Genomic DNA, 17,174 nt, shown 5'->3' on the forward strand with positions numbered 1-17,174 from the left:
CTAGGCATGATGAGGGGCCGGAACCGATACCGGTTCCGGCCCCCACCTGGTGTGATCGGCGCTCAGGTCAGTTCGCCCGTCTCGGGGTTCAGGCGGGCGTAGATGTCCTCTTCGATCTGTTCCCGGCGAGCGACGTCGGAGACGACGAAGTTCACGAAGTCGGCATCCCGGTCCGTGATCGCGGTGTCCTCGATCGGTTCTGACTGCTCCTCCCCGGGCCAGACGGTCTGCCGGGTCGGGCGGTCCCGATCCAGCCTGGTCCCCGACGCTGCGACCCAGTCGCGCAGCCGCTGCCGGGACTCGGCGAAGTCCCGCAGCCACCCGATGGGTGCTGACCCGTTCTGCTGCGGGTCATAAGCGCACAACCAGTGGACGTGCAAGGCGCTGAGTTCCCAGACCAGCTCCGGGTGACGGTGCCAGTACGGAGGGATCACCGCCGCCGGCAGTCCGAACTCGTGACGCAACCAGTCCACCCATCGGTTGAGCTCCAGCCAGGCTTCTTCGGCCTCCTCCGCACCGAGGAGGTTCCAGTTGACCGGGCCCGGCGGCTCATCCAGAGCCGCGGGCCCGCCAGTGGGACGGGCCGGTGCGTCGGGCTCGGGTTCGTCCTGCTCGGGCGCTTCCTCGGGGCCGGGGGTCAGGTCGTCCTCATCCATGGGGTCCTCCTACTGGCCCATCGCGACGGTCTCGGGCTGCTGCGCCGGCCGCTCGGGCGCCTCGAACGCCTGGGAGCGCTGGGCGGTGACCTGCTCCTGCGTGACTCCCTCGTTCTGCGGGGTCCGCTCGACGGTGTAGTTCGAGCGGGCGGCGTCGTGGCCGATCTTGCGGGCGACGAATTCCTCGCCGCCGTGCTGGTGGCCCTCACGCTCGTAGGTGTACTCGCGCACGTACCCGTCGGCGACGAAGCGATCCCCCTTGGCGAAGGCTTCGGCGGCGTGTTCGGCGGTCTTGCGGTAGACGACGAGGTTGTGAAAGCTCGGCTCGAGCTGGGTGAACGTGCCGTCGTCTTCGCGCCTGTAGTGTTCGATGCCCATCCGGGCGTAGAACCGGGCGACTCCTTGCTGCCCATAGGTCAACTGTGGGTCCGTGGCGATGAACCCCGAGACCGATGAGCCGGTCTTCATGGCCATGACGCGACCTCCTTCCGGTGTGCGTGGCGACCAGGACTTCTGCTCGCTGCTGGCTGACAGGTGCACACCCAGCACCCGAGAAGTCACAGGTGGCGGTCGAACCCGGCAGAAGTGCTCGCACGCCGGGGCTCTGGAGCCGACGGTGGGGTCCTGGACGCATCAGCACGCACCCCCAGGGCCGGGCGGTGAGCGCGCACGGTCTCGACCGTCAGCTCCCGCTGCCCTCCGGAAGGCTGGTCGGTCGGTGGTGTGCGATCGGGGTTGTCCTTCTTCCGGGAGGCGGCCAGTTTCTTCTCCACCTGGTGGAGCTTCTGCTCGGCCTCGGCCAGGGCCTCGGCGTGGCGGAAGGGCCGACCGATGCGCTCCTGGGCATCGGTCAGCGCCTGTTCGGCTTCACTCAGGTCGTTCCGGGCCCGTTCGAACAGTGTCGGGATGCCCGAGACGCGGTTCTCGATCCGCTGGATCACCCCGGCCCCACCGGCCAGGAATGTTTCCCGCCCGAGGATCGTGCCGCTGCGCGGGACACCGGCCAGGGCGAGTTCGACCGAGGCATCCGTGCCCAGGGAGGGCACGGTCGCCACGGTGATGTCGAAGCCGCTGATCTGCCCGAGCGTGCCGTAGTCGCGGCTGACGTGTTTCGGCGCCCACTTCAGCCCCTCGCGGTGGGCCCATTGCGCCACCGCATGCCCGGCATCGGTGCGAGAATCCAGGGCCTGTCCGGCCACCGTCATGCGGAAGTTCTCACCGGAGGTGTCCCGGACTTGCCCGGTGGCGTTCTCCAGCCCGGTGATCTCGTCCTGGTGGGTAGCGATGTCCTCGCGGGCGCGGGCACGGGTGTGTTCGAGCATGGACTCGTTACGGGAGTGGGCGCGTTCGAGGCGGTGGAGTTTGGCGACCTCGGCTTGGATGGTGGAGTGTTCCAGCAGCAGCGGGTTGCCGGAACTGATCGCCTTTGCCTCGGCGGCTGAGAGCTCGGCGGAGTCGATCTCTTCGATCTCGCGGGCATCGAGAGAGCCGTGCATGATCTGGGAGATGAACCGCGCTTTACGTTCCACGGCCTGCCACATGTACGCATCGAAAGATTTCTCGGTGACCAGGCGAACGATGCCGACTTCCTCGTTCTGGTTACCCTGGCGCAGGATCCGCCCTTCCCGCTGGGCGATATCCGAGGGACGCCACGGGCAATCCATGTGATACAAGGCCACGGCGCGCGCCTGAATGTTCGTGCCCACGCCCATCTTCTGGGTCGAGCCGATGAGCACGGCGACATGCCCGGCGCGAGCGGCGGAGAAGAGCCGTGCTTTGTCGACGTCCGTTTTCGCTTCGTGGATGAACCGGATCGACTCGCCGGGCATTCCGCGCAGCACCAGCTGTGCGGCCAACTCGTCGTAGGCGTTCCACTGATCGGGGTTCGGGGTGCCGATGTCAGCGAAGACCAGCTGCAGTGCCCCCCGCGTCGCCGCCGGTTCCCCGGTGACGGGGTCGAGGTAATCGTTCTCTCGGGTCTGCTCCCAGACGCGAGCGATCGTATCGGCGGCCACGTCGACTTTCGTCGGCCCCGACGGCGCATCGTCGAGGACCAGGCGGATATCCAGTGCTGCCTTCCGGCCGTCGGTGGAGATCGTGAGCATGTTGTCCTCACGCGGGGAGACCAGGCGCGCGGCGACCTTCTCGGCCCGATCACCGAGGCTGGCCACGAAGTCCTCCAGCTCCACGGTCGGCTGGACGACCTCGGTGCTCGGGGCGCGGGAGCCGTCCTCGCGCTCGATGATTTCCGGGACCGGCAGGTGCAGGTCCTCGGCGGTTTTCACGTCAGCAAACGTGGACCACATCCGCAACATCTCTGGGACGTTGGTGAACCGGGAGAAGCGGGTCTTGAGCCGGAAGCTGCCCGTCGGGGACATCTCCATGTCCGTGTTCGTCTCCCCGAAGGTCGCCGCCCACGCGTCGAAGGCATCCGTACCGGCGCGGTCGAGCAGGTCCGGGCGCAGGTACTTCTGCATGACGAAGGCTTCGCTGATGCTGTTCGAGATCGGGGTGGCCGTCATCCCGGTCACCACCCGCTCGTTGCCCTGCGAGCGCAGGTAGTTCAGCTTCATGTCCAGGTCGCTGGCGCGCACGGAGCCCTCGATCGCGGCATCGGAGATATTTGATTCCGTGGCCAGGTTCTTGTACATATGCAGCTCGTCGATGATCAAGTAATCGATCCCGGTGTCTTCGAAGCACACGCCGACATCCCGGCTGGTGTCCAGGCGTTCTTTGAGCTTGTTCTCCAGGTTGACCAGTTTGCGTTGGAGGCGTTTGACGCTCATCGCATCATCGGCCTCCGCGTTCTCCAAGACCCGCCGCAGGGCGGTTACCTGTCCGCGGATGTAGTCCTGCTGGGTGCTCTGGCGCAGGGCGATCTTCGAAAACGCCGACTGGGTCAGCAAGATCCCGTCCCAGTCATTGGCTGCAGCACGGGCGACGAACGCGCGGCGCTTATCGGCGGTGACGTCCTTGCTCGAGGCCGCCAGGATTCTGGCCTGGGGGTAGATCTGGAGCCATTCGGAGCTGAACTGGGCGAGCATGTGGTTGGGGATGACGATCAGAGGCTTGTTGATCAGGCCCATCCGGCGCATCTCCATCGCACCCATGATCGCCTCGGCCGTTTTTCCGGCGCCGACTTCGTGGAAGAGCCCGGTCGAGGGTTCGGCGATCATCCGGGCGACCGCGGCCCGCTGGTGCGGGCGCGGGGTGAAGGTCTCGGCCACCCCCGGCAGGCTCAGGTACTCCCCGGCGCCGGAGTAGTCGCGTAAGACGATGTTGTTGAACCGGGTGTTGTACTCATCGACCAGGGTCTTGGCGCGTTCGGGGTCTTCCCACACCCATTCGGAGAACCGGGCCTGCAGCTGCTCGGCCTTCTCCTGCGCCGCGGTGGTCTCGGTACCGTTGATGACCTGTTGCGGTTTGCCGTCGGGGCCCTCGATCTCATCTTTGACGATGATCGCTTTCTGCTCCATCAGCGATTTGGCCAGGTCCGGGGCCGGGCGGCGCTCGGTGCCCCATTCGCTGGTGGACTGCAGGCCACCGCGTCCGCCGCGGACTTCCCACATCCCCGGCAGCGGGTTCTCCACCTTCACCTGTTCGGTGCGCAGGATCTCGTTGAGGAACTGCTGATGGATGGCCGGGCTGATCCACACTGCACCGAACCGGGCCGTGATGTCCTCCACGCCCAGATCTTCCGGTTGCACGGCCGTGAGCGCGTCGACGTTGGTCTGGAACTCCGGTGCCTCGGTGGCGCGGTCCTTGGCCTGGGCGAGTTTTTGGCGCACGTCGCCGCTGAGGTATTCCGGGGCGTGGACGAGGGTGTCGGTGGCCGGGTCGGTGAAGACCAGCCCGTCCAATGCGGTGCGGGTCTCGTCCTCGGCCATGCCGAGCATGTCCGCGATCAGGGTCAGGTCGATGCCACCGGTGCGGTCCAGGCTCAGCGCGACCGCGTCGGCAGGGGTGTCCGCGCCCTGGACTTCGGCGCGCGGGGCGACGACGCGGCGGGTGAGGATCGTCGCCGGGGTCGCGGTCTGGGTGGAATCGTCGAACTCCTCCAAGGCGGTGACCAGCGCCCCGAACGGGTCGGTGCGCAGCAGGCGCAGCGGGGTGGGCATGACCCGGGCGTAGGTCTCCTCCCCGGTCTCATTGGTGCGCCCGGTTCTGCGCAGCGTGTAGCGGTTCAGCGGACCATAGGTGCCGAGGTATTTCCGGTAGTCCCGGTACAGGCTCTCCCGGGTGGAGGTGATCTCCTCGGTGTCATCGGCACTCGCGGCTTCCAGCTCCAGCAGGTGGGTCGCGCTCTCGCGCAGGCCGAGCAGGGCATGCATCTCACCGGTGGCGTTCTTCGGGACTTTCAGCGGCTCGATGCTCTGACCGTTGACGGTGCCGAAGCCGCCATCGTCGGTGGCGACGATGGTCCCATCCCACCGCTCCGGTGTGGTGCCTGTTGCCGCGACTGGTGGGGCGTCGGCGATCGGGGTGGTGCGCTCGGTCATCGTCAGGCCGACCCGGCGGGCGGTGAAGGTGATCTGCTCGAGGGTGGTGTGCAGGTCCTCGGCGACGTGGTCGAGGTCCCCGGTCACGCTCAGCGTCTCGGCGCCGTACATGCCGTGGCTGGTGCCCAGGGTGCCCAACACGTGCGAGGGGTTCTCGTCGAAGTACCGGTTGATCCTCAGCTCGGTTCCCTCGAGGGTGATCGGGGTGACGGTCTCCCACAGGTCATCTGCCGGTGGCTGGTCGTCTTCTCGGCGGCGGAGGATCAGCAGGTCGGTGATGGCATCGGTGCCGGCTGTGCGCCGGTGGGTGCCGGTCGGCAGGCGCACCGCGCCGACGAGGTCGGCCAGCTGGTTCATCTCCCGCCGCGCTCCGGGGTTCTGGGCATCGAGGGTGTAGTGGGAGGAGAGCACCGCGACCAGGCCGCCGGGGCGCGTCAGGCGCAGGGATTTGAGGATGAAGTGGTTGTGGATCGACTGCCGGGTGGGGTTGTCGATCGGATCGTGCAGGGTGACCTTCCCGAAGGGGACGTTGCCGACGGTGGCGTCGAAGCCGCCGCGGGCCAGGCGAGTATCGGCGAAGGACTCCGCCCGGATCTCAGCGTGCGGGTAGAGGTGACCGCTGATGGCAGCGGTGACCGGGTCCAGTTCGACCCCGGTCATCTGCGCCGATGGTGGGGCCAGGCCGATGAAGCTGCCCGATCCGGAGCCAGGTTCCAACACCTGACCGCCGCTGAAGCCCAACGAGCTCAGAGCGGTCCAGATTTCCTCGGCGACGTGCGGGTCGGTGTAGTGGGCGTTGATCGTGGTCCGGGCCGCGTCATCCCATTCCTGGGGTGAGAGGAGGGAGCGCAGTTCCTCGCGTTGGTCCGCCCACTGCTCGTTGCGAGCATCGAAGACCTCAGGAAGGGCGCCCCAGCTGGACCACCCGGCCAGCACCGCCTGTTCCTCCGCGGTGGCCGTGCGCTGTTGCTCGTCGAGTGCACGGGCCAGGGTCAGGGCGTCGATGTTGGCGCGAAACCGTGCCCGTGCCCCGCTGGGCACACCCGCATGGGTCCGCGGATCGAACCGTTCAGGGGTGGGGGTTAGTGGACTTCGCGCAGGAACCGCACGCTGGCGGCCTCCTCCAGGACCTGCTGGTGCGCCCTCGCGTACTGGCCCGGGATCTCCGCTGCCATCAGGCCCTCGAGGAACCAGACCGGTAGAGCCCAGTCCTTGGCCTTCTGCTCCAGCTCCACCGTCGCCGGTGCCAGGTCCGGGGCGTCCTGGATCCTCTCGGCCCAGCTGATCAGATTCGAATCCGCCGGCCGGGTCTGCTCCCACTCCTCGCGGGCCTCGTCGATCGACAGGCTCGGGTCGTGCATCCAGACCAGTTCGTCCATCACGACCTCCTCCGCGATCCTGCGCGCCGTCATCCGACGCGACACCTCCTGCAAGTACCTCCCATTCTCTCGCGAAGAGCCCGCCATCGCCAGGGGCCCGAAGCGCCTGCTCTCCAGCTGGCTGGCCAGCAGGCTGATCTGCGTCGCGATCTGCTCGCCCAAGTCCGTGAAGAACGTCTCCTGATCCTCGATCTGGGCCAGCCTCTGCGGGTCGTGCTGGGCCCAGTGCTCCCGGGCTTTCCGGCCGTAGTGGTTCATCTGCGTCCTCTCCCTCCGGCATCGCCGGCTCGACCATGGCCTCTCCGGCCTCTGGGTTGGACGGCGTGCGGTCGTTGTCGATCTGGGTCTGCGCCTCGGTTTCGGCAGTACCCCACAGGTCGAATTCCAGCTGTCCGGGATCGGGCTTGCGGCTACGCCGTGCCATAGGAGCCTCCTTCAAGCAGCACACCGCACCCCACCCGCCACCCGGTGCGGTGGCCGAACGGTGGTGGGGTGGGTAGGTCAGGTGTCATCGGTGGTCTGCAACAGGGCCTCGATCTCGCCTCGATCACTGGCCAGCTGCCTCCCGTCCGACCGGTCGGGCCATCGGCGCAGGTCCGTGATGATCGGCGGGGCCGAACGCAGCAGCGTCACCGCGGTCCCGAACGGCAACAGACGGATCCGCTCGGGCGGCAGGACCGAGACCCGGCGGATCGAGCGCTGGCTAGACCGTGACCCGTGGTCACCGAGGGTGACGCTGTCGGTGTACTCATCGCGCTCGCCGATGAGACTGCTGAGGTCTTGGAGGTCCTTGCTGTTCGAGGCCCCGCCGAGGATGATCTTGACGATCGCGGCGTCCCAGATGGCGTTGGCTTGGTGCTCGTTCCACTTATCGCGGGCCTGAGCCAGGGACTGCAGGACCGGCATCGTGGTGATGCCGGTGCCGCCGCCTTCAGCCATCAACGTCGGCAAGCTCGGTAACGGTGCGAGGTTGGCGATCTCGTCCAGGGCCAGCAGCATCGGCGGGTCCAGACGTGCGCCGGGCGCGCGGGCGGCCATGCGGCGGGCGGTCTCGATCAAGTCCTCCACCAGTGCGGCCACCAGCGCAGCACTGGCCCCGGCCCCGGACCCGGTGGCCAGCAGGTACAAGGTGCCAGACTCGCGCAGGAACTCTTCCGGGTCGAAATCCTCCCCAGGCCGTGGGGAGACGGCATCGAGCACGCGCGGATCGGCCAGAGCACTCAGCGACAGGCTCACGCCCTGCCAGATGGAGTCGCGGGTGCGCGGGTCGGCATCGATCATCGATTGCAGGGAGTCCGCCCACCCGCCGGCGGCCTGGGGAGAGTTGGTGAGGATCGCGACGGCGTCGCTGGCAGCACTGGGGTCCAGCGTCCAGCGGAAGAGTTCCTCCGGCGGGCGGGAGTCGATGGCGGCCGCGTGCAGCAGAGCCTGGAGGGCGGAGCGCGTTTTGCCTTCCCAGAAGCCGCCGCCTTCGACGCCGCCGGAGCTCAGCCCGGTGGCCGCGGCCAGGCCGTTGGCGCGGATCATCGCTGTCAGCGGGTCGGCGCAGCCGCGGATCGGTGACCAGCGCAGCCCGGCGGGCAGGCCTTCGGCTAAGTGTTGGGGGTCGAACACGGCGACCGGGCCGATGCGTTTGCGCGCCCGCAGGGTCGCGGTCAGGTTGTCCGGGCGGGTGCTGGTGGTCACGACCGCGCCGGGGGCATCGAGGATGGCGTTGATGACCACATGCAGGCCCTTCCCGGAACGCGGCGGACCGATGAGCAAGAGGGAGTCTTCGACCGAGGCCCAGACCTGCTTGCCGTGCGAGGTGCCCAGCAGGTAGCCGACATCCTCGGGTGTCGGCTCCTCGACCGAGGGGCGCAGGTTCCCGGCACGCCCCAGCAGCGCCTTGGGCGAGGTGGCGTGGGCGAGATCCTGACGGGTGGCGACTCCGGCCAGACGCCTCGGGTCCTTCTCCACCCGGTGGCTGCGCCGCCGGATCAGCGTCCACACCCAGGTGATGCCCGCGGCCACCAAGGACAGCAGGAGCGCTGCGATCAGCCAGTACACGAGCGCGTTCAGTCCCTCGGCCTCCAGCGGTGCACCCGGGTCCAGGGGGTGGAAAAGGACCAGCGCACCGGCGGCCGGACCGGCCTTCGGCTGAGTAGCACCGGTCACTACGGCGGTGAGGGTGCCTGCCAGGCGGAGGATCAGGGCAACGGCGAAGAGGCCGATGAGCCCGATGATCGCGAACGTCGTCAGCTCATCACCCATGGAACCGGCCTGGCGTCCGGCCGCCGAACTCACGAGAGCTCCCGGATTGTCAGGGTGCCCGAGGCTCGCCCGAGCAGGATCACCTCGCTGATGCCCAACCCGTCAACGAGGTCACGGTCGAGCTGCGCGAGGGCCTCGCCGTGTTCGGTGGCCTCGGTCTGCCCGGTGATCACCGCGACCGCGACGGCCTCACCGGGCTTGAACCCAGCCCGGCCTGCAGTGATCTCCACCCGGTCTGCCACTCCGGCATGCGTGGCCACCGCCGGCGCCTTCTCGTCCTCATCGGCGGTGGTGTCGGGTTCGAGGTCCGCGTCAGGGGCCAGGGGGTCCGGGGCTGGAGTGCGGCGGATGATCGCCGGGACGATATCGGTGAAGGTGGACCCGTCGTTCTCGTGGACCTCGACCCGCACCGGGAATGCCCGGTCCTGGGAGGCTGTGTCGATGATCTGGGCGAACGCGCCACGCCGCCATACCCCGAAGTCCGGCGGGGGCGGCAGGATCATCTCGTCGACGGTGACGGTGATCGTCCCGTCGTCATGGACATCGAGGACGACAGTGGGCATGGACACCGGCGGGCCGGTCGGGCTGGGATTCTTGCTCATGCCGGCAGGTGCACCCGCGCCCTCACACCCCACCACGTGCAGACAGACGGGAGGCCCGCCAGGGACAGTCCTGGCGGGCCTCACCGGTCACAGACGATGACCTGGCGGATGCGGATCGGGTCCGGCTCGCCCGGTCGCTGCAAACGACTCAGCGCGCAGTGCCTCGGCGCGCACCGAGCTCGCCCAAGCCCGTGCCGTGGTGATGAGCGTGTCAACGTCTGCGGCCTGGACGTGGCCCTGATCGCGGACCTCCCACACCCCGCTCCCATCGGGACGGCTGCGGAGTTCCTCGGCCCTCCAGGACCAGGAGGTCGGTAACCGGTCAGGATCCGACCAATCCGTGTCGGTGTACTGCTCTTCGATGGCGAACCGGGCCTCATTGTCAGGCCGATAGAACACGAAGTGCCCGCCCCCGAACGTCTCCGGATCCTCATCGACCAGATCAACGAACCGGCCATAGTCCCGATGGACGCTTTTGAGTCCGGCGTCGAGTCGGTCCATGAAGCCGCCCAGGCGCTCACGCTCCGGGTCGGTATCGGGGCTCACGGCTGGGCCTCATCGAGAGGGTCCGGGCCGGGATTGATGCCAGCCGCGCGGGCACTGGTGTCCCACAATTCCATCTCAGCGGGGTGGAGTTGGTGTTGAGTCACGAAGGATCTCGATGCGATCTTCCACAGCCCCTGCCCCACCCCCAGAGTCGGCAGCAAGGCCTGTTCGGTGCCGGAGAGGCCCAGGGCCTTCGCCGTGGAGCCGAGCTGGTCGGCTTCTTGTCGGTAGATGACTCGGGTTTCGGCGTTGGCCAGCAGGGAGTTGGCGATCGAGCGCATCGCCGAACCCTGGTCACCGACGGCTTCCAGGTCGGAGATCCGGTGGAAGAGCATGAGGTTGGCGATCCCGTAGTGCCGGGCCAGACGCCAGTGCGAGTCCATCCGCCGCAACAGGGGTGGATGGCTCATCATCCGCCACGCTTCGTCGTAGACACACCAACGCTGCCCTCCACGGGGATCGAGCAAGGCCGCTTCCATCCACGCGGAGGAACACGTCATGAGCACACTCATCAACGTGTTGTTCTCCGTCACCCGCGACAAGTCCAGGCTGATCATCGGCAACGTCGGGTCGAAAACCTCCGTCGAGGGTCCGTCGAACAGCCCTGCGAGGTCTCCGACGACCAGCCGGCGCAGGGCGTGGCCGGCGATGCGGCCGTCTTCGGCCAGCCGCCCGTCGGTGTCCTCTGCCGGGTTGAGGATGTGGTCGACGATCATGGGCAGGATCGGCGTCGTGTTCTCCCGCACGGTCGCGGCCAAAGCGGTATCGATGGCGGTGTGCTCCAGCGGCGTCAGCGCACGGGTGAGCACCGTCTCGGTCAGCGCCCCGATGAGATCGCGGCGTCTGGACGCGACGGTGGAGGCCCATTCGGCATCGGTCATCCCGCTGGGCCGGTAGCCCTCATCGAGAGGGTTCAACCGGCTGGGCAGGCCGTGGCCCAGAGCGATAGCCCGACCACCAACAGCCTCGGCGACGCGCGTATGTTCCCCTTTCGGATCGCCTGGCACATAGACGCGCCGCCCGAACGGCAAACTGCGCGTATACAAGCTCTTGGCCAGGGCGGACTTGCCAGAGCCGACGATGCCCGCGACGACCACGTTGGGGGCGGTGATGACGCCGCGGGCATAGAGCACCCACGGGTCGTAGACGAACGAAGCGCCCGAGTAGAGGTCCTGGCCGATGAATACCCCTTCGCTGCCCAGCCCGCCCTCGGCCAAGAAGGGGTAGGCGGCAGCGAGGCTGGCAGTGGTGTCCTGATGCCGGGGTAGCCGGAACCTGCCCGGTGTGCGCAGGGCAGCCGGGCCGGCTTCGCCCGCTGTCGGCAGGTAGGCGCGGGTGCGGCGTTCGGCGCGCTCGGCCTCAGCTTTCGCCTTGGCCTCGGCCATGCGCTTGCGGTGCCGCTTGGCCTGGATCGCGGCGGCCGCCGCCTGGCGGGCCTTGCGCGAACGACGCCGCTCGGCAGTCGGTGCCACCAGCACAGAGGTGTGCAGCCGCTCGTCCTCGTCCCGGCTCATCGGCCCAGCCCCCGGCTCTGCTTGACCGCGGCGACACCAGGATGTTCGAACCAGGACGCATCCCGCCGGGAGGCACCGGGCTGGTCGGTGGGTGCGTGGCCGGTCGGCGCCTGGCGCGGAGCCGGTTTGATCACCGGGCGCGGGGCCCCCGGCACGTGCGCAGCACGCTCCGGTGCTTGCGTGGGCGGGTCCGTCGTGTCGAGGGCGTCGTCGGGGTCCGGGGTGAAGGTGCGGTAGAGACCGACGTGACCCAACGCCCGGTCGTAGACCATCGTGTAGTCCTCGCCTCGGACGCTGGTGGCCAGTGCCGTGGTCGGAGGGGTGGCGTAGACGTAGCCGTTGGACAGGGCCGCGTCGGTGGTCTCGGTGCCGTAGTCGAAGTTCTGCAGGTGCCCGACTGCGGCGGCCTCGCCCTCCTCGTCAATGAGCGCCAGCACGTCATCGGCGTCCTGGCCCTGGAGGAAGACCACGCTGAGCCACTGCGGTTCCGGGGCGAGGGCCGGCTGCCAGGCGATCAGGTGCGCGTGGGTGCTGGCCCAGTCCAGGCGTGCCTCGACGTCATCGATGAGCGTGACGGCCTCGTCCAGCGCGTCTGCAGTGGCGCAGGCGTGGGCCTCACCGGTCTTCAGGTCTCCGGCATCGGTGCTGGCCCGGTCGATGTAGTGCACGTGGGCTCGTGCCAGCGCGTCGAGCGTCTCGCGCAGGTGACGGGTCGTTGCCAGCAGATCACCGACGATGCCGGGCATGACCTCGGGCCGGTGAAGGTCGTGGATCGCGTGGGCCAGCCCGCGAGTGGCGTCGGCGGTTTCGGCGGCATCACTGGTGGGATCGGAGTAGGTCGGCATGATCAGGTCTCCTGAGTCGGTAACGGACGGGCCCGCACCGGTGCCGGGCGGGACTGAGAATCGGGTGCGCAAGTCGCTGGGCGGGTCAGACCCGGCGGCACAGCGGCAGGGCGGCGGCGGTGAAGGCTCGGGCTTGCTGGCCGACCAGGCGGCGGGTCTCACACGAGGCTTGGATTGCCGCTTGTTCGATCGCGGCCAGGTCCCGGTCGAGGTCATCGAGGGTCTCCGCGGACACGGAGATCAGGCCCGTGTAGCGGACCACTCCATGGCCGGCGGTCAGGTCGGCTTCTTGCTGCAGGACGTCCTGGAATTCCGCGGTGTGTCCGGCGTCTTCGATCTGGCCGATCCGTGCGCGTTGGGTCCGGTCGGAGATGTACTCGACCTTCTTCTTCCGGATGTCGCGGGCAGCCTGATCGGTGCGCAGCGGGGTGCAGATGAGGCAGAACGCGCGCTGGATACCGGTCGAGAGCAGCACCGGTGAGAGGAAGCCGGGGTGGACCATCGCTCGGGGCCATTCGCTGATCCACAACACGGCGTGGAAGGCGGAGTCGGTGCGCAGATGCCCCCAGCGTTCGGTGACCGCGACGGGGCCTGCGGTCGCGAGATCCTGGCCGATCTCGCCGTGGCGTTCCAGAGTCGCAGCGATGGCCGGGTCGTAGGCCGAGCGCAGGATCACCGCGATCTGACCGGTGCTCAGCCAGTCGGTGAACGACAGGTCGGCCGCGCGCAGGGCCGAGGCGAGGGTGGCCATGTCCTGGCGGAGGATGTTCGCCGCCCCGCGCAGGCCACCACCGGCGGTGCGGATCTGGCGGGCGGCGGATTTCATGTCCAGGCTCAGACTCAGCGTGGTCGCGTGCCGTTCCCCGGCCGGTCCTGCCCGGTCAATGAGCTCGGCGTAGGTCGTCGCCGCCCAGGAGCCGTCGTCGCTGCCGTGGGCGGCCCACCATTCGGCCAGGCCCTGCCCGGAGTCCGGCAGGGTGCGTTCGAGGACCTGGAGCTGACTGATTCGACCCGAGCGGCAGATGGTGGCCAGCACGCGGCCCCAGGATTCGACGCGACGGTTCTGCTCGGCCGGGTCCAGCAGCACGAACGCCGGATGCTTCAGCTCGATCATCACCGTCAGCGTCGCCCCGGTGGGGTCGTGGATCATCCCTGCCCCGGTCTCGGGATCGGAGTATTCGCGCAGCCGGGCCGCATCACCGGGCAGGGCCAGCGTGCCGGTGGGGCGAGGCATGACGATGCGGCGCCGGTAGATCAGCTGGCCCACGCTCGTGCGCCACAGCCACCAGCCGGCGATCGGCACCCATTCCACAGCCGGGCGTCCGGCAACGGGAATCCAGGTCAGTGCCGCGCCCAGGACCCAGATCGGGGCGGTGAGCAGGAACAGGATCCCGCCGCCGCCATAGAAGGAGGCGACCAGGCTCGCCCCGGCGATGCCGAGGGTCACCAGCTGGGAGGCCGAGAGCCCGAGCAAGACGCCCCGTCGGGTCAGCCGGCTGAACTTCGCCGGCACCAGCTCGGCCCCGGTGGTCTCGGTGTTCGTTCCCGTGGACATGAGGGCTTACTCCTTCCCACCAGTCCGGCCGGACGGCTTCGGGTCCTGTCGCGGCGCGGAGGGTTTCGGTGAGGGCGTATCCGGTGGGGTCTTCGGCAGCGGCGAAGTCACCGGACCTGCCTGCGGCGCCGGGGTGTTCGCCGGGGCCGGTTTCGACGTCGTGGACTCCTGGCCTGGCTGCTCTGCCCCGTCGGTGGCGGTCTCGGCCTGACCTGCCAGGGCCTGACCTGCTTCGGGCCCGGCGGTGGCGGCCTTCTTCGCGACCGCAGCACCAGCGACGACTGCCGCGGCCGGTCCGGCTGCCGCCGCACCCGCACCGGCACCAGCACCTGCCCCGCCAGCTCCGGCACTGCCCGCGGTTCCCGCACCCGTGGACCCGGAGGCGGTGGAGCCTCCCGTACCGCCGCCGGTGTTTCCACTCGGGCCAGGCTTCGGACTCGGGTCGGAGCTGCTGCCGGACTTCTTCCCGCCACCTCCGCTGCCGTCTTTGCTGCCCTTGTCGTCGAGGACCTTGCTCGGGCTGTTGCCCTGCTGTTTGCCCGGCGTGGGCAGGGGGCGGTTCAGCGCGGACTTGGCTTCCTGCTCGGAGCCCATCGAGTTGTAGAGGTCGCCGCCGATGAACGAGAGGAACCGATACGTGAGATATGGCGCGAATCCGGCCAGCGCCATGAGCACGATCCCGGCCAGCGGGTCAGCAACGGAGGCGAGATCTCCGTCGATCGGTGCCGAGACCTGGGTGACGGCCACGAGCAGGATGATGACCAGGACCAACTTGCTCAGGATCAGTGCGAGGACGAATCCTGCCCACTTCCCGATCCATCCGCGGCTGACATCCCAGGAGGCCCCGGAGAACGCGAACGGGGCCAGGACCACCGCTACCAGCAGCAGTGCCTTGCGGATGAGGAGGCTCAGCCAGACGATCGCGGCCGCGGAGATCGCGAGCCCGCCGAGGAAAATGGTGATGATCGCGCCGACGCCCGGCGCGGTCAGATTCAAGGTCGCCAGGGCGGCGACCAGGCCGGTGATCTTCGCGCCCATGGACTCGGTGGTCTCGCCGGCGGCCTGGATGATGCCGGTGCACAGCTGATCGACGATCTCGAGCAGCAATCCCGTCAAGGTGAGCACGACGAAGGAGCCCAGGACGCTCTTGGCCAGCCCGAACGCAGCACGGGAGAGCGCGCCGGGTTCTCGCCGGATCATGCCGGTGATGAGCTGCAGGCAGAAGAAGATCAGCATCACGAAGATCGCCATACCGAAGATCAGGTTGTAGACCTCGACGTATTCACCGCTGGTGACATCGACCATGGTGGTGGTGTCGAAGATCTGCCAGACGGACTCGAACATCCACTCCGCTGCCGCGCCCATGCCCGCGGCCAGCCACTCAAACGGTGCGGAGATGAGACTGGCCGCGGCTTCTCCTGCGGTATCGCAGACCGAGGAGAGGACGGGTACATCGCAGAAGCCCATCTCAGACGCCCTGTCCGACGTCCCAGAAGAAATTGATCAACGTGACGGCTGCCCCCGACAGGACGGCAGCGCCACAGGAGATGAGCACGCCCACTTTCCCTCGTCCCGCGAGGTTCGGGTTGCTCGAGTTGGAGCCGTAAGCCCAAACCACCGCGGAGATAATCAAAGCGAGCACGGACAGGATCAAGGCCACAGTCATCACGGCGCCGACGATGTCGCGCAGCTGGTCGATACCGGGAAGCCCGGAGTCATTGGGGTCGATGTCGATCACGACGGGTGCTCCTTCACGCAGAGACGTTGGTGCTTGTCTGCGAGAAGGTGCGCGGGCGGTCTCACGGCATGAAGAAGCGCCCACCCGGTGACCGGGTGGGCGCCTGGGCCCCGCAAGGGGCTGGGGGCAGTCTCAGAGTTGCTCGCCGAGATCGATGAGCCAGTTCAGCCACGCCGTCGCCGCACCCGTGAGGACGGCGCCGCCGAGGGAGACGAGGACGCCGATGCGGCCTTTGGTGGCGAGGTTGTAGTTGCCGGTGCTGGCGGCGATGGCCCAGATGATCGCGGAGATCAGGACCATGAGCACGGCGATGATCAGGGCGGCCATGAGCAGGGCACCGGCAACCTCCATGAGGTCACCGATGCCGCTCATACCCTCGAAGTCGGGGAACACATCCATGCCGGCCAGGTACGCCACCGGTTGCTGAGCCCGCCTGCACACGCCTTTGCCCTGATGCAAGGGAGGGTTGCCCAGATGGAGATTGAACACGGCAGGACACAATTGGGAAACGGAGTCCTACCGGCGGTGAAGAGTAGCTAGCCTGGCAAGTAGACAGGCTCGTACACGCCAGCAATACGAGTGCGGGCAGGCCACTACCTCAACGAGGAGGAACGATGGCAGTCAGCCAAGGTCCGGCACCCGCCGTTCACGAGAGTTCATGCGAGCGCGCGGCATCTCCCGACTGTTACTGCATGTGCGATGGCATGATGCACCAACGCGACGTCCTCATTGCCGCATTCGAGTCTCGCGGCACCCCTGCAGACTTCGACCGTGAGTTGACCCGACTTTTCGGTTCGCCATTCACGACCCTGTCCATGGACCCCGTTCCGCCGGACCGAGATCGACGCGATAACTGGGAGCCGATGGCCTCGGCGTCGACCGCTAAGAAACGAAGCCAGGTTGAACAACGCGTCGTCGACGTCGCTCTGCGCGACCTATTGCGTATCGTGCATGCCATGCCACCGCATTCAAAGCCCGGGTGGTCGAGCCTTCTGAATGCATTGACCATTCAGGCGAGTTGGGGGTCGATCGTGACGCAGATTGCGGCCATCGCTGGTCCCCACGATGAAGTCAGCGGCTACTTCTGGGGATCCATGTTGGCCGCAGCATCCGGCGCCCAAACGTTGGGTTCCAGCGTGTCGCCTGCCGATATCGGGTCGTTCCCCGGCAGCGTCTCTACGGTGTTCGATCAGGCTCGCCACCCGCGTGCCAACGCCGGTAACACAGTAAAGATGATCAAGGAGATGACCTACCCGAACGCCGTCTCCGTTGCTGCAAAACCGGTAGCAAGCGCGTGGTCGACCACCACCGTAACGGCCCGTGAGAAGGGGACCGTGCTGGCGATTGTGGGCTCTGCGGTCTCGCCCGACCTGTGGCATCATCCTGCGGCAGTCCGATATCTCTTACTTCCCGCGGTGTCAGGCATCCGTGCCCTCGTGCCCTCAGCATCCTTCTCGCTTGATTCTGCTATTCAGACAGCGGAGGATGCGATTAGAACCGAGCTCGCTGAGAAGTGGAGAGACCGCGGCGTCTGGTAGACGAAAGTGAACACTTCGGGCCCCGTTGTGGAATCCACCGCTGGAAAGA

14 protein-coding genes are annotated in these 17,174 nt (G+C 67.7%); 1 reads left to right on the forward strand and 13 read right to left on the reverse strand.

Annotated features, from left to right (window positions below):
* Positions 1-62: 62 nt before the first annotated feature.
* From FJ887_RS04275 to FJ887_RS04335, 13 genes are all read right to left on the reverse strand, one after another.
* Positions 63-656: a hypothetical protein gene (locus tag FJ887_RS04275; protein WP_181365609.1), complete on the reverse strand. Its 594-nt coding sequence runs from the start codon at positions 654-656 to the stop codon at positions 63-65.
* 9 nt (positions 657-665) lie between these two features.
* The gene (locus FJ887_RS04280) at positions 666-1,130 is read right to left on the reverse strand and encodes a single-stranded DNA-binding protein (RefSeq protein WP_140954786.1); all 465 of its coding nucleotides are present in this window, start codon (positions 1,128-1,130) and stop codon (positions 666-668) included.
* A gap of 83 nt (positions 1,131-1,213) precedes the next feature.
* The gene (locus FJ887_RS04285; RefSeq protein ID WP_140954929.1) at positions 1,214-6,196 is read right to left on the reverse strand and encodes a helicase-like domain-containing protein; all 4,983 of its coding nucleotides are present in this window, start codon (positions 6,194-6,196) and stop codon (positions 1,214-1,216) included.
* Between the two features lie 41 nt (positions 6,197-6,237).
* Positions 6,238-6,792 carry a hypothetical protein gene (locus tag FJ887_RS04290; RefSeq protein WP_140954785.1) on the reverse strand — a complete coding sequence of 185 codons (555 nt, stop codon included), beginning with the start codon at positions 6,790-6,792 and terminating at the stop codon, positions 6,238-6,240.
* 243 nt (positions 6,793-7,035) lie between these two features.
* Positions 7,036-8,787: a type IV secretory system conjugative DNA transfer family protein gene (locus tag FJ887_RS04295; RefSeq protein ID WP_250786149.1), complete on the reverse strand. Its 1,752-nt coding sequence runs from the start codon at positions 8,785-8,787 to the stop codon at positions 7,036-7,038.
* A 29-nt stretch (positions 8,788-8,816) separates the two neighbouring features.
* Positions 8,817-9,389, reverse strand: a complete 573-nt coding sequence (locus tag FJ887_RS04300) for a hypothetical protein (protein WP_140954783.1) — start codon at positions 9,387-9,389, stop codon at positions 8,817-8,819.
* Between the two features lie 87 nt (positions 9,390-9,476).
* Complete coding sequence (locus FJ887_RS04305) at positions 9,477-9,935, reverse strand: hypothetical protein (RefSeq protein WP_140954782.1); 459 nt, start codon at positions 9,933-9,935, stop codon at positions 9,477-9,479.
* Positions 9,932-11,449: a putative type IV secretion/conjugal transfer ATPase gene (locus FJ887_RS04310; protein ID WP_140954781.1), complete on the reverse strand. Its 1,518-nt coding sequence runs from the start codon at positions 11,447-11,449 to the stop codon at positions 9,932-9,934. Before FJ887_RS04310 ends, FJ887_RS04305 begins: the two co-directional genes overlap by 4 nt.
* A complete protein-coding gene (locus FJ887_RS04315; protein WP_140954780.1) occupies positions 11,446-12,294 on the reverse strand; it encodes a hypothetical protein in 849 nt (282 codons plus the stop codon). The genes FJ887_RS04310 and FJ887_RS04315 overlap by 4 nt, the downstream gene beginning before the upstream one ends.
* An 85-nt stretch (positions 12,295-12,379) precedes the next feature.
* Complete coding sequence (locus tag FJ887_RS04320; RefSeq protein ID WP_140954779.1) at positions 12,380-13,849, reverse strand: SCO6880 family protein; 1,470 nt, start codon at positions 13,847-13,849, stop codon at positions 12,380-12,382.
* 6 nt (positions 13,850-13,855) lie between these two features.
* A complete protein-coding gene (locus FJ887_RS04325; protein ID WP_140954778.1) occupies positions 13,856-15,316 on the reverse strand; it encodes a conjugal transfer protein TrbL in 1,461 nt (486 codons plus the stop codon).
* A 1-nt stretch (position 15,317) separates the two neighbouring features.
* Complete coding sequence (locus tag FJ887_RS04330; protein WP_140954777.1) at positions 15,318-15,587, reverse strand: DUF6112 family protein; 270 nt, start codon at positions 15,585-15,587, stop codon at positions 15,318-15,320.
* 132 nt (positions 15,588-15,719) lie between these two features.
* Entirely contained in the window at positions 15,720-15,986 is a 267-nt protein-coding gene (locus tag FJ887_RS04335) for a DUF6112 family protein (protein ID WP_140954776.1), read from the reverse strand.
* Positions 15,987-16,201: 215 nt separating this feature from the next.
* On the opposite strand from FJ887_RS04335, the gene FJ887_RS04340 reads away from it, so the two are divergent.
* The gene (locus FJ887_RS04340; RefSeq protein ID WP_140954775.1) at positions 16,202-17,125 is read left to right on the forward strand and encodes a hypothetical protein; all 924 of its coding nucleotides are present in this window, start codon (positions 16,202-16,204) and stop codon (positions 17,123-17,125) included.
* The last annotated feature ends 49 nt before the right edge of the window (positions 17,126-17,174 follow it).

The organism is Brevibacterium sp. XM4083 (assembly GCF_006489205.2).
Taxonomy (GTDB): Bacteria; Actinomycetota; Actinomycetes; order Actinomycetales; family Brevibacteriaceae; genus Brevibacterium.

Bases quoted from the DNA above. Each gene is read 5' to 3' on its own strand.
- FJ887_RS04275 (WP_181365609.1), bottom strand. From the start codon at position 656: ATGGATGAGGACGACCTGACCCCCGGCCCCGAGGAAGCGCCCGAGCAG.
- FJ887_RS04280 (WP_140954786.1), bottom strand. From the start codon at position 1,130: ATGGCCATGAAGACCGGCTCATCGGTCTCGGGGTTCATCGCCACGGAC.
- FJ887_RS04290 (WP_140954785.1), bottom strand. From the start codon at position 6,792: ATGAACCACTACGGCCGGAAAGCCCGGGAGCACTGGGCCCAGCACGAC.
- FJ887_RS04295 (WP_250786149.1), bottom strand. From the start codon at position 8,787: ATGGGTGATGAGCTGACGACGTTCGCGATCATCGGGCTCATCGGCCTC.
- FJ887_RS04300 (WP_140954783.1), bottom strand. From the start codon at position 9,389: ATGAGCAAGAATCCCAGCCCGACCGGCCCGCCGGTGTCCATGCCCACT.
- FJ887_RS04310 (WP_140954781.1), bottom strand. From the start codon at position 11,449: ATGAGCCGGGACGAGGACGAGCGGCTGCACACCTCTGTGCTGGTGGCA.
- FJ887_RS04315 (WP_140954780.1), bottom strand. From the start codon at position 12,294: ATGCCGACCTACTCCGATCCCACCAGTGATGCCGCCGAAACCGCCGAC.
- FJ887_RS04320 (WP_140954779.1), bottom strand. From the start codon at position 13,849: ATGTCCACGGGAACGAACACCGAGACCACCGGGGCCGAGCTGGTGCCG.
- FJ887_RS04325 (WP_140954778.1), bottom strand. From the start codon at position 15,316: ATGGGCTTCTGCGATGTACCCGTCCTCTCCTCGGTCTGCGATACCGCA.
- FJ887_RS04335 (WP_140954776.1), bottom strand. From the start codon at position 15,986: ATGGATGTGTTCCCCGACTTCGAGGGTATGAGCGGCATCGGTGACCTC.
- FJ887_RS04340 (WP_140954775.1), top strand. From the start codon at position 16,202: ATGGCAGTCAGCCAAGGTCCGGCACCCGCCGTTCACGAGAGTTCATGC.